Source organism: Achromobacter sp. UBA4530 (assembly GCF_002388205.1).
In the GTDB taxonomy this organism is placed as follows: Bacteria; Pseudomonadota; Gammaproteobacteria; order Burkholderiales; family Burkholderiaceae_B; genus Achromobacter; species Achromobacter animicus.
In genome coordinates this window covers 18,352-30,736 of the sequence record NZ_DGMA01000051.1, presented here as the reverse complement: position 1 = coordinate 30,736, position 12,385 = coordinate 18,352, and the positions used below count along the sequence as shown (strand labels likewise).

Annotated in this window: 11 protein-coding genes; 5 read left to right on the top strand and 6 right to left on the bottom strand. The window is 67.3% G+C overall.

The window, feature by feature from the left end:
- The first annotated feature begins 158 nt into the window (after positions 1-158).
- From B2W22_RS28330 to B2W22_RS28315, 4 genes are all read left to right on the top strand, one after another.
- A complete protein-coding gene (locus B2W22_RS28330) occupies positions 159-857 on the top strand; it encodes a DUF6776 family protein (RefSeq protein ID WP_175123318.1) in 699 nt (232 codons plus the stop codon).
- 163 nt (positions 858-1,020) lie between these two features.
- Positions 1,021-2,646: an FAD-dependent oxidoreductase gene (locus tag B2W22_RS28325; RefSeq protein WP_286940485.1), complete on the top strand. Its 1,626-nt coding sequence runs from the start codon at positions 1,021-1,023 to the stop codon at positions 2,644-2,646.
- The gene (locus tag B2W22_RS28320) at positions 2,643-2,885 is read left to right on the top strand and encodes a hypothetical protein (RefSeq protein WP_175123320.1); all 243 of its coding nucleotides are present in this window, start codon (positions 2,643-2,645) and stop codon (positions 2,883-2,885) included. The genes B2W22_RS28325 and B2W22_RS28320 overlap by 4 nt, the downstream gene beginning before the upstream one ends.
- Complete coding sequence (locus B2W22_RS28315) at positions 2,882-3,337, top strand: MarR family winged helix-turn-helix transcriptional regulator (RefSeq protein WP_175185947.1); 456 nt, start codon at positions 2,882-2,884, stop codon at positions 3,335-3,337. Before B2W22_RS28320 ends, B2W22_RS28315 begins: the two co-directional genes overlap by 4 nt.
- A gap of 18 nt (positions 3,338-3,355) precedes the next feature.
- Here B2W22_RS28315 and B2W22_RS28310 read toward each other — a convergent pair whose 3' ends face one another.
- Positions 3,356-3,682, bottom strand: a complete 327-nt coding sequence (locus B2W22_RS28310) for a 4a-hydroxytetrahydrobiopterin dehydratase (protein WP_175123322.1) — start codon at positions 3,680-3,682, stop codon at positions 3,356-3,358.
- A 69-nt stretch (positions 3,683-3,751) separates the two neighbouring features.
- Positions 3,752-4,399, bottom strand: a complete 648-nt coding sequence (locus B2W22_RS28305) for an OmpA family protein (protein WP_286940483.1) — start codon at positions 4,397-4,399, stop codon at positions 3,752-3,754.
- A gap of 133 nt (positions 4,400-4,532) precedes the next feature.
- Here B2W22_RS28305 and B2W22_RS28300 point away from each other — a divergent pair, with 133 nt between their 5' ends.
- Positions 4,533-4,898 (top strand): hypothetical protein, encoded by a 366-nt coding sequence (locus tag B2W22_RS28300; RefSeq protein ID WP_175185948.1) that lies wholly within the window; start codon positions 4,533-4,535, stop codon positions 4,896-4,898.
- A 31-nt stretch (positions 4,899-4,929) separates the two neighbouring features.
- Here the strand turns inward: B2W22_RS28300 and B2W22_RS28295 are convergent, their stop codons facing one another.
- Genes B2W22_RS28295 through B2W22_RS28280 form a run of 4 tightly spaced genes read right to left on the bottom strand, consistent with a single transcriptional unit; the run spans position 4,930 to position 12,373 of the window.
- A complete protein-coding gene (locus tag B2W22_RS28295; RefSeq protein ID WP_175123325.1) occupies positions 4,930-5,538 on the bottom strand; it encodes a hypothetical protein in 609 nt (202 codons plus the stop codon).
- 12 nt (positions 5,539-5,550) lie between these two features.
- Positions 5,551-8,694, bottom strand: a complete 3,144-nt coding sequence (locus B2W22_RS28290) for a T6SS effector BTH_I2691 family protein (RefSeq protein ID WP_175123326.1) — start codon at positions 8,692-8,694, stop codon at positions 5,551-5,553.
- On the bottom strand, positions 8,691-9,662 hold the full coding sequence (locus B2W22_RS28285) for a DUF4123 domain-containing protein (RefSeq protein ID WP_286940481.1): 972 nt from the start codon (positions 9,660-9,662) through the stop codon (positions 8,691-8,693). Before B2W22_RS28285 ends, B2W22_RS28290 begins: the two co-directional genes overlap by 4 nt.
- Positions 9,659-12,373, bottom strand: coding sequence for a type VI secretion system Vgr family protein (locus B2W22_RS28280; RefSeq protein WP_286940480.1), 2,715 nt, complete (start codon positions 12,371-12,373; stop codon positions 9,659-9,661). The genes B2W22_RS28285 and B2W22_RS28280 overlap by 4 nt, the downstream gene beginning before the upstream one ends.
- Positions 12,374-12,385: the final 12 nt, after the last annotated feature.

The window sequence follows — 12,385 nt, the reverse complement described above, 5'->3', positions numbered from 1 at the left end:
AGGGCTGCCTAACACCCACATATTTCACAATATCAAGGTGCGCAACGAGGCTTGTCTGCGCACCATCGCCCCCGGCTAACGGGGTATTCTCTGACGCTTTGGCATGCGCGCGCCGCCTGCCGATAGGCATAAACACAGGAAGTTTTCTAGGAATGGGGATGTTTGGAAGATCGCAACGGGCCACGTTCAAGCCCTCCGTATACCAGCCGGGGCAACGCACGCGCCGCATGCCGCGCTGGCTCGTCCTGCTGATGGTTGGCATTGCGCTTGGCGCGGGCGGTGTGCTCTTCCTGCAAACCAATTACGGCCCGCAACGCCTGACCGTCGAACAATCCGAACAGCTGCACAGCGAGCTCAGCGCCTCCAACATGGAGCGCCAGCGCCTGCAGACCCAGCTTGAAGAAGCCACCCAGCAGCGCGACGCCAACAAGGCCGGCCACGAAAAGCTGACCACCGACCTGGCGGAATCCCGCGCCAAGATCGAAACGCTGAACAAGGAACTGGTGCTGTTCCAGGACGCCATGCCGCCCGATCCTCGCGGCGGCAACATCGGCATCCGATCGGCCAGCTTCAAGCGCGCCCCCGGCCTGCTGGACTATCAGGTGCTGGTGATGCGTGAAGACCGCACGGGCGCGCCCTTCAAGGGCACGCTGACCTTCGCCATCGAAGGCTCCTACCCCAACGGCCGCGCCGCCACCGTGACCCCGGAAGGCCCCGCGCTTACGGTCGACCGCTACGACTACGCGCTGGGCCAGCTCAAGCTGCCCGACGGTTTCACCGCACGGGTCGTGGTGCTGCGTGTGCTGGACCCCAACCAGAAACAGCAGGCGATGCGCATCTACAACGTACGCAACTGAAGCGTGCGCAACTAAAAGCATGTGCCACTGAAGGCCCCTTTCCCGGCCTGACCTGGCCCCCAAAACCCGCCCCTCGGCGGGTTTTTTATCGTCTTCAAAATTTGGTTGCGTGCGCAACATACCAGGAATATAGTTGCGCAAACAACCAAATTCTGGAGACGGCATGACGCTCCCTTCGCATGTTCCCGTGCTGATCGCCGGCGGCGGTCCGGTCGGTCTGACCCTGGCCGCCCTGCTCGCCGAGTACGGCATTGCCTCGCTCATCATCGAGGCCGATGAAGGCTACTGCAGCGGCAGCCGCGCCATCTGCATGTCGCGCCGGTCGCAGGAAATCCTGGGCTGGATCGGCGCCGACCGGCCGCTGATCGACACCGGTCTGGCCTGGACAGGCGGTCGCAGCTATTACCGCGACCGCGAAGTCCTGCACTTCCAGATGCCGCACGATCCCCTGCAGCGGTATGCCCCGATGGTGAACATCCAGCAGTACTACGTGGAGGAATTCGCGCACCAGGCCATGCAGCGCCATCCCGGCCTCGCCACCCTCGCCTGGTCAGCACGCGTCACTGCCGTGCAGCCCGGTCCCGACGGCGTATCGGTCGAGGTGGAGGCGGGCGGCGCCCGTCACACGGTGCGCGCCGACTGGCTCGTCGCCTGCGACGGCGGCCGCAGCACCGTCCGCGAATCCATGGGCCTGAAGCTCGAAGGCATGCAGTACGAAGGCCGCTACGTCATCGTCGATATCGAACAGGAATCGCAACGGCCCGTCGAGCGCCTGGCCTGGTTCGATCCCCCATCCAATCCCGGCTCCACGCTGCTGATGCACCGCCAGCCCGGCAACATCTGGCGCGTCGATTACCAGATCCGCGACGACGAAGACCCCGACGAGGCCGTCCAGCCGGAAAACGTGCTGCCGCGCGTGCAAAGCCATCTGGACATGATTGGCGAGACCGCGCCCTGGAAGCCGCTCTGGATCTCCATCTACAACGCCAAGTGCCTGACGCTGGACCGCTACCGCCACGGCCGCGTGCTGTTCGCGGGCGACGCGGGCCACCTCGTGCCGATCTTCGGCGTGCGCGGCCTGAATTCCGGGCTGGACGACGCCGGCAACCTGGCCTGGAAGCTGGCGTGGGTGCTGAAGGGCCAGTCGCCCGACACGCTGCTGGACAGCTACAGCATCGAGCGCGTCCATGCCACGCGGCAGAATCTGGCCTATGGCGCCAAAAGCACGGAATTCATGGCGCCGCCGGATTTCGGCTTCCGGCTCATGCGCGACGCCGCGCTGCGCCTGGCTCTGGTGGACGACGGCGTGCGGTCGCTCATCAATCCGCGCCAGTCTGCACCTATCTCCTACGACACCTCTCCCTTGAATCGCGAGGACCGTGCGCCTGAAGCGGGCCCCGCCGCCGCGCCCGGACAGCCCGCGCCCGACGTGCTGCTGCAAGACGGCGAATCCCCGCAGTACCTGACCGCCAGCTTTGGCGCGGGCTTCGTCGCGCTGGCCATTGCGCCCGATGCGGCGCTGTCGGCGGCGTTGGACACACTGGCCGCCGACACGCAAGACGCGCCCCAGCCACTGCGGGTGCTGCGGGCAGGCGAAGGCGGACTGGGCGACCCGCACGGCCAGCTTGCCGCGCGTTACGGCAATCAGGCAGGCGCGGTCTACCTGCTCCGTCCGGACGGTTACGTGCTGGGCCGCTGGATCGCGCCCGCCGCCGCTGAACTGCGCGCCGCGCTGGCGCCCTACTACCCCTCGCTGCACGTGAACGCCCCCCCGAAAGGCCAAGCATGAACAACGAATCTCTGGATCAGGTCTACACCAGCATGGCGCAGGCGCTGACGCGCGTCGGCGAATCACGCGCGCCGCTCTTTCTGTCGATACTTGGCTTGTCGTTGCTGAGCCGCCTGCCTTCCACGCAAGACGCGCTGGCCCTGCTGGCGCAGGCCGAAGCCGCCAGCCTCGAGGACGGCGCTATGGCAAACTATCCGGCCTCATCTTCCGCGGGCGCAGATCCCGCCCGCCCGACGTGAAAACGCCCCCTCTGGAACGATTCCTGACTTACCGCCTGCACGTGCTCAACAAGATCACGGACCGGGACACGAATCGGGCTTACTTGAAGGATTGCGACATTCCTCTGGGCGAGGCGCGGTGCCTGGCCGCCATCGGCCGGTTTGCGCCGCTCTCGGTCAATGACCTGGCGCGCGCTGCCAACCTGAACAAGGGCCAGGCCAGCCGATCCGCGCAGGCACTGGTGGATCGCGGGCTGGTGGAAAAAACGGTGTCGGCGTCAGACGGACGCGGCGTCGTGCTGGCGCCAACCGCCGAGGGCCTGACGCACTACCGGCGCATCATCGACCTCATCGCGCACCGCAACAAAGAGATCTTCGGCTGCCTGACCGCCGAAGAACAGCGGCAGTTCGGCGATATGCTGGACCGCCTGATCGGCCATCTGCAAGCCGAGGCCGGCGACGCCGCGGACTGAGCGCGGCGGCAGCGTCCTTCAGGGCTGTGCTTTCGGCGCCGTCGCGCCCGCGTGCTCGGCGGCTTCGTCCATGAACTGCGCCATCCGCACGTCCAGCTCGGTCACGCCGCCGGCGTCATGCGTGGTCAGCGTGACGTCCACGCGGTTGTAGACATTGGTCCATTCGGGGTGATGGTTCAGCTTTTCCGCGAACATCGCCACCCGCGCCATGAAACCGAACGCGGCATTGAAATTGGGAAAGCGGTAGCGCTTTTCGATGGCATCGCGCCCGGCCACGGCCTGCCAGCCGGTGAGCGCGGCGATCGCGATATCGGTGCCGATGCGGGCGGGGGGGAAATCGCTCATGACAGACTCCGTAAAGATAGGCGGCGGCGCATCGCGCCAGCCGCCTGTCAGCAAATGACGCGCCCGCGTTTATTGCTGGACCGCGTACAGGTAGATCTCTACGCGCCGGTTCAGCGCGCGCCCTTCGGCGGTCGCATTGTCGCCGATCGGGTCGTTCGGACCGCGGCCTTCCACCGTCAGACGCGTGCCGGCCACGCCCTGTTTGGCCAGATAATCCGTCACGCTCTTGGCGCGGTTCACCGACAGCGTCTGGTTATGCGCCAGCGCACCGGTGCTGTCGGTATGGCCGACCACCTTGGCCCGCAGTTCAGGATGCTGATTCAGCGAACGCGCCACGCTGTCCAGCACCGGCAGCAACGCCGGCTTGAGCTGCGTCTTGTCCGTATCGAACGACACGCCGCTCGGGATGTTGACCTTCAGGCTGCCGTCGGGCATTTCGACGACGTCGATGCCGAGCGATGACGCGCCGGACTTCTGCACGTCATCCTTCACGACCTTCCAGTTGTAGCCCACCAGGCCGCCCGCCACCGCGCCGATGCCGGCCCCGATCGCAGCGCCCTTGCCGTGCCCGATCAGCGCGCCGATGCCCGCGCCCAACGCCGCGCCCGCGCCCGTACCGACAGCGGTATTCGTTTGCTGTTGCGTCGCGCAACCGGCCATCAAGGCACCCGCCGCCACAATCACGGCGATACGGTTGAATGTTCTTCTTGAATTCATGGCAACCTCCACTGTCCATCCATCCAGATGCCGGATCATTCCGGCGTGGATCATGCTAGCAAGGGGAAATGGGGCGCCGGGCAACATTTTGTACGCGGCCAACGCTAAGATGGCGCTTCCGATGGAGAAACCCATGTCCGTGGCGCGCACCTACTTTTTCAACAGGATGGCCGGCGACGAACTCGCCCGCTTGTGCGACGCAAAAGCGGATTTCTTCCTTGAAAACGTCGACGACCTGGAACTCGCCGTCACCCGTCTCCAGGCCTTGTGCCGCGACGCAGGCATGAGCAGCGCGGTGGTGCGTGCCCCGCTCAATCCCGCGCCCGGAATCGGCGATCTGGTATCGGCAGCCGTGCCATTGCTTGGGCTGATCTGGACCTCCGCCAAGACGGTGGGCTCCGCGGTTCATCCTCAAGCCGACGTGAGCTTGCGCCTGACGTCGAACACGTCGATCAGCGTCGTGTTCTCGGATTCGGCCCGTGTGCCGACGCTCCGGTAGGCCACGCCGTCGCGGGCCATCAGCGGTGCGATCACCCGCGCCGGCCAAATACCATCGCCAGCCCGAACAACGCCCCCAGCCCGCCCACGATGGCCAGCGACACCGATGGCTCGCGCAAGTTCAGCGCCATGATGGCCGATCCCGCGCCCAGGGCGGTGATTGCCAAGCCGACCAGACGCCCCGCCGTGGACCCATAGAAATGCGTGCGGCGCGCCGCCTGCGTGCCTGCAGGCTGGCGCTTCTGCCACGCCGTCAATGCCTGTTCGAATTCGCGCAGCAGGCGCTCGCGCCTGGGCAAGTCCGCCGCGCTGACCAGCAGGGTCGGCAGACCGGGGCGGACCAGTTTCAGATAATCGTCCGTGCCCCAACTAACCAGATCTTTGAAGGCAACGGGTTTGCGGCGTGAAAACTCCAGCCCTTCGGCGGTCACCTTCACGTCATTGCGCGTGGGAAATCCCCTGAACGCCACCAGCGGCGGCACGAACAGGCCCAACACGGCAAGCACGGCAGCCAGCCCGATCGGCCCGCGGTTGAAGACCACGAGCATAAAGTTGCCTGCCGCCAGCGCGAACGCCAGGGGCACCGACAACTGGTGCCATCGCGTATAGACCGACACCGGGATCCGTTCGTTGCTGTTCATGCGTGCGCCTTGTCAGTTAGTCGCTCTTACAAGATTTGAACCGCCGGGGCCCATGGGCACCGAGCGGATGTCGGGCATGCGATCCGGGTCGGGCCAGTATTCGACCTTCAGGATCGCTTCATTGAAAATATCGTCATCGACCAGCACCTCCGTGCGCAGCACCCCGCGGCCGCTGCTCACATTGAACTGAACCGACTCGTCCCAAGGCTTGGCGGTGAACTCGATGGATTGGCTGCGATCCTTGCGTATCCAGCGCCAGGCATCCGCCCACCCGGGGCGGGAGGTCATATTGTCGACGTAGTTGTCCACACGGTCGGCCCAGGTCTCCTCGCGCGGGCGCCCCTGCACCCATTGCATATCGGATGGTCCACGCGGCAGCAGATCCGGGTCCGTCGCGCGCGGGGATCCCTTGCTTGCCACGATGACGCTGATGCCCGGTCCGACGAGCTTCAGGATGTATGCGTAATCGCTGTGTTCGGTATAGCCCGGCATCACCACGTCCAGCACCAGACGATCGCGGCCAAAGATTTCCCCCTGCTTAAAGCCCTTCCACTCCAGCATCACGCGCACGCCGAACACCGCCCAGTTGAAATCCTCAAGTTCCTCTTCCCGGGTCGAATAGAGTTCGCGATCCTTCACGTCCGAGAACTGCGCGGAGCGCATGCAGCAACGCGTGAACCAGACTTCCAGTTCGCTTTCCTTGGCGCTGTCGCCCCAGAATTTGAAGTACAACCCGGCAGCCAGAAGGCACAGGCCCAGCGCAATCCATCCCCACACGGGAATGCCCAGCAGCACCGTGCCGCCGCTGGTAAGGCCGACCATCGCGCTGCCAAAGCCCCCCGCGCCCGCCACCACCCCGGCCGTGCTGAATGCGCCGCCCAACGAAACCAGGGCGGTGGCCACGCCGGTCAACCCGGACAACAGCAGGAACACGGATGAGGTGGCATAGGCGTTGCCCGCCTCGTAGTTCTTCACATCGTACTGGTCGATCGCATTCAGCGCGTTGTTGGCGCCGTCGACGAACGTGGCCGCTGCCGCAAACACGGCGCCGGCCGTCCGCACCGCAGTCAGGCGCATGTTCAATTTCAGGTTCATCGTGAAGGCGGTGTTGGCGCCCACGCGTGCACCGATCGCGCCCGCGGTCACTTCGATCGCGACGCTGCCCACGCCCAACACCCCCGACGTGATGCCGAACCATGCCTTGCGCGCGGCCTTGGCGTCCTGCACGACCTGCGCGTTGCGCAAGTCCGAGACCGACGCATACAGCGCCACCAGCGTCAGCACGCCAGTCGCCCCCGCATTCGCGCCGTCCTTGGACTTTGCCCACTTGACCAGGCCCGCCAGCGGCGACATGGTCGGTGCGGGCAGCGCCAGCACGGGCGCGGGCGCCGGTAGCGCAAGCGCCGGCGATGGGCCGCCGCCGGGACGGGGCGGCGCCGCCGCCGCGGCGTTCAACTGCGCATCCACTTCCTCGGGAATGATGTAGTTGAGCGTGACCGGCGTGGAGCGTTCGGCCTGCGTGCCCATCCAGCCGGACTGCATCTGCTTGCTCGCACCGAGGCCCTCGCTGCTGCCCGCGCCCACCGTCACCGTCGCCGGGTTCGGTTCCCAGACAATCTGGTGCATGTCCGCGATCATCCGCGGCAAGGTGGTCGTATGCGTGCGCACGGCCATCACGACGTTCATCCGCGCCGACATCGTCAGCGTGACGCGCGCCGCAACGCGTTCGGCGATGGGGTCGCCCGCCAGGGTCAGCCGCAGCAGCTGCGTCGCCATGAACCGGCCGATCGCCGCGCCAGCCACCCGCATCGGCGGCAACTGGCCTTTGGCCGCCCGCGCCTTGATCCAGTCGTTGTAGCTCTTGATCATCCTGCGGACATTGGAGACCTGCTTGGAGATCACCTTGCCCTTGGCCTCGCGGTCCAGGAAACCCAGCAGCTCGCCGTCGTTCGCCGCCAGCGCGCGCCAGATCGCCGCATAGGTGCTGTCGCTGTCCTCGTCCTTGAGCGAATCGTCGATGACCTTGTGTTCGCTTTCGATCGCGCCCGCGCCATCCACGCACAGCGCCATGTCCTCTTCCAGCCGCTCGCCGGCCGCGGCGTCCTTGGGCGAATAGGCCTTGAGCGCCAGCCAGAACGCTTCGCGGCCATACCACCACGCCCAATCCTTGCCCGCCCCTTCGATCTTCTCGCGCATGCGGTCGATGGCGACCTTGTTGTCGCTGAGCGTCTTGGCGACCTTGCCGGTATCGACACGTTCGCGCAGGCGCCGGATCTCGTCGCCCGTGTTGCCCATCTGCTTCTGCAGGCCGTCGATGATCTGCGCGACGCCCACCTCGCGCATGCGCGTGGGGTCCAGATGGTGTTCGGCCAGCTCGCCCATGCATTTGTTGCGCCACGTCGCCACGTCGGCCAGGATGCCGACGGGGTCGCGCAGCGCGAGCACGATGCCGCCCTTGGGCGTCATCTGCCGCATCTTGGCCGCAACGGCCGCGCCCTGCCCGCCGAACACGTTGACGGCCGGGGACAGCGTATTGCTGAACAGCGTGGCGGCGCCGGCCGCGTCGCGGAACTCGATCGAGTGCTTGGCCAGATTGGCGCCGTCCTCGGCCACGCGGTAGCCGGTCTCGGGCTTGGGATACCCGCCGCCCCACACCGCCTTGGCGTCCAGCTCCACCATGATCTTCTTGCGCCAGCGTTCGTCGCGGGTCAGATCGCGGCGGATGTCGCGCGTCCACCATACGCGCGAATACCCCACCCACACCGTGCGCGACGCGTTGGCCGGCGCCTCCACATTGATCAGCGTGGATTCCAGGCCGTGACCCTCGCGCGTGCACGTGAACGTGGGCTGTTCGGACGGACGGTTGTCGTCGTCGACCGGCACTTCCTTCATCTGGCCCGTCGCCGTCGCCGCGAACGCGCGCCAACCGTAGCTGCGGCGCGGATCCCAGATGTAGACGTAGCCGGCGGTGATGGCGCGCAGCATGTAGGCGCCCTGGCGCATGGTCTCGTAGTACAGCTCCGGATCCATGTACACGCCGTCGGGCAGGTCGTTCTTGCCGCCCGGCACATAGGCGATCCGCATGGGCAGGATGGGCAGGCCCGGCCGGCCGCAGAACTTGCCCTTGCAGGGCAGCGCGTCGTAGTCAGTCGTCATGCTTGCAGATCCTCCCGCGCCTGCGCCTCGTGCGCAAACGCCTGCCAATCCTCGTCGTCCATGCCCTCGGCGGCGCGATACAGGCGGCCGCCTTCCTCGCGCACTTCGCGCAGCAACGCCAGGAACGATGGCGCGCATTCCAGCGGCGCGTCCAGTCGCACGCGCCAGGCCGCGAACAGCGCCGCGTCCTCGTCATCGGCGATGCCGCACGCCGCGGCGGCATCCAGCGCGCGCCGTACCGCCTCCAGCGCCGGCGTCTCATAACGCAGCCCTTGCGCGTTCAGCCGTTGCAGGACGGCGTTGACGCGGCCCAGCCGCGCCAGACGCGGCCAATCGGGCGTGACGGTCTGCATCGGGCCGCGCGCGTCCGGCAGCGTCTGCCATTGGCCGAACCCGTCCACGCTCATCCACGTGACGCCCTCGATCCAGGAGGCCGGCGCCGTGCCCGCGTACAGCTCGCTCTGGAACTGCGTGGTGCGCGGGTCCCAGAACCGCAGGATGCGCACGCGCCCCTGCGCATCGCGCAGGCGCGCGCGCAGCACCAAGCGCTGCGCGACCTCGGCCAGCGGCAGATCGGTGGCCAGCCATGCCGACATCGAGCGCGGCCGTTTGGCCGCCGGCGCCGGACGCACGGCCTCGTCCACCGCCAGCCGCAGGCTGCGGTTGATCAGACGTTCGTGCCGCACTTCATCCGGCACCTCGGCCAGATACAAGGGCGGCGCGCTTGCCCCTTGTGAAATCAGGTCGACCTCGCAGCGCCGCAGACCGGCCGATGCGATGTCCTCGCCCAGCGGATCGGCCAGCGTCGAATCGCACAACAGCAGCACGCGGCGGTCGGCGCGCGCGTCCAGCACCGCGCGCAGGCCCGCAATGGCGCGCTCGACGCGGGCCTCGGCGGCAGGCGTCCAATACTCGGGCTGGCGGGTCGTCATGTCCAACGTCATGTCCAACGTCACATCCATCGTCATGCCGCCAGCGCGCCGCTGCCGGCCGCGTCTTCGAGCGCCGCGGCGCAGCCTTCCATGTCGCCCTGCGGCGGCTGCGCGGGTCCGGCGCCGTTTTGCGGGCCCACCCAGTTGTGCACACCGGCCCTCAGTTCCACCTTGCCGGGCGCATGCAGCTGGATGCCGCCACCCTCGATCCGCATGTACGCGCCCGCGGCCGTCGCCAGCACCTTCTTGGACGCATTGACGTCCACCGCGCCCTGCGCCGACGCCAGCGTCACCGCCTTTTCCGCCGCCAGCCGCATGCGCGCCTTCTGGCTCTGGAGCCGCAGCTTTCCACCGGCGGCGTGCAGGCGGATGCCTTGCTCCTGCACCGCCCGTCCGCTGCCGCCCAGTCCCTTGGTGAAGAGCGCGACGCCCTGCGCCACGCACATCGCCAGATTCGCGCCCGCCGCCCAGTTCACGTCCGGGGCAATCTGGCACAGCGTGGCGCCGGCCACCGTGTACGCGTTATGCGGCGTGTATTGCCCGATTCCGCTGGGCGCGCTGACCTGGACGTGCGGCTGGGTGTAGGCCGGCACGCGGTGTTCTGCGTCGGACTTGGTGCCTTCGATGATCTCGCGCACTGCATTCAGCTCGTTCAGCGCCCGCGGCTTGTCGTTGTCGCCGGGCAACAGGGCCTCCTGGCGGCCGGCCGTTGCGGACAGCTCGGCGGCTTGCTCGATGGACTTTTCCATCTGCTGGATGGCCTCTTCGCTGTCCAGCAGCCCGCCCGTTGCGTCTTCGCGCTTGTGGGCGCTGATGAGCAGGCCTTCCCCCGCCCGCAGCGCCAGCGCCTCGGCCGTCGCCAACTCGGCGCCATGGCCCAGGTCCGACAGCCGCTCGTTGTCGCGCTGCTGCTTCAGGTGCCCCAGGTTCAATCGCGATTCGGCCTGCGTGGTCGAGGCCGTCAACCGCGACTGGCCCGGCGTGTCGTCCTGCACGAGCTGGTTGTAGCCGCCCATGCCCTGTCCGCTGGACGCCAGCGCCTGGGTCTTGAAGCCCGACATCACCACGTTGTGCGCGTGCCCCGCCTCGCTGCCCGCGAACCAGGCGGGCGCATTGCCGGTCGCCTTGGCCGCGCCGCCCTGCACCTGGTTGTTCGCGGCGTTTTCCGTGCCCGCGCCGTTGTACAGCGCGCCCACGACGACAGGCCGATCGATATCGCCATGCAGGAACTGCACCAGCACCTCCTGTCCCAGCCGGGGAACGAAATGCCCGCCCCAATCCGATCCGGCGACGGGCTCGGCCACACGCACCCAGGTGCCCAGCGCCTCGCTGGCGGGCGCATTGTCCTCGCCGGCCGGATGGTCCTGCCGGCTGCTCGACGCGCTGCCGCGCTGCCAGTGGAACTGGATCTTGATGCGATGATCGCGGTCGGTGTGCACCGAGTCGCCGGCGCCCACCACCAGCGCAGTCTGCGCGCCGTGCACGGTGGGGCGCGGATGCAGGCGCGCGCCGTGGCCGTCGCGTGTGCTGGGCCGGTACTCCAGCGTGGCGGCAATGGCCTCGAAGCGATTGCGATAGAAGTCCGCCGCCTCGCCCTCCGCCTTTTCCACAGCCCCGCCGCCCGCCGCGCCCAGCGCCTGCGCCACGGCCTGCCCGAGGCTTTCGTCGAAGTTGTTGCGCGCTTCGTGACGGATGCCGATGACCACGAAGTCCGCCCCTGCGCCTTGCGAGGGCCCCCAATGGCCGGTCAACGTGAAGCGCTGCCCCGGCGCCAGGGTGCGCACGGTGCCTTCGCCCTCGAACAACGACTGGCGAACGCGCTGCGCGGCCAGCGCATTGTGCGCCAGCCGCTCGCCCTGCGCGCTGTCTTCGTACAGATACTGCCCGGGGTAATCCGAGTCGGCCAGTTCCAGCGCATTGGCGAACTTGTCTTCGATCTGGGCGCTGACCTTGCGCGCCTGCATGGCGCGATAGTCCCAGGTGGCCAGCCGCACGGCATTCGTGCGCCATGCGCGGTGCTGGCGCCAGGCCTGGATGGAGTCCTGTTCCTCGGTCGCATCGGCGCGCTGGAAGGGAACGCTGTCCTGCGGGCCGGTCTCGAATGCGCCGTTGTGATCGGCGATCACGATCGTATGCGTACCGGGTTCCCCGTCGCCGCCTTCATGTTCGACCCAATAGAACAGCCCCTCTTCCGCCAGCAGACGCTCCACGAACGCGAAGTCGGTTTCGCGATACTGAATCGTCAGGCTGCGCTTGGCGTAAGCATCGCGATCCTTCACTTCCCAGCGCCATTGGGGCGCAAGCGCACCCTGGCCCTTGTAATCGCCAAACACGCTGTCGACGATGTCGATCACCGACAGATCCTGAAACGCAAAACTGTCGCGCCGCTGGCGCAGCAGCGCGAGCCATGGCTCGATGCGCAGGCGGTAGCGCGCAAAGCCGCCATTGGCGCCCTCGAAGCGCGCCTCGGTCACCACGCCGCACCACACGCGGTGTTCGTCCCGGCCCAAGGCGGTCTGCAGCTTGACCTGCGCGGATTGGCCGATCAGCGACTTCAGCGGGATGTGGGCATCACCGGACAGCGCGTCCACGTCCAGCACGAAGCCGCCGCCGCTCAACTGCTCCCGGCCCTGCAGCCGCTCGGCCAGCAAGGTATCCGGCCCCAGCGGCGTGGCCAGGTCCAATAGGCGATCGGCCTGCGTAAAGCCTGCGCCCAGCGGGCCGGCAGCAGCGGATTCAAGGGCCATGTCTGCGTCTCC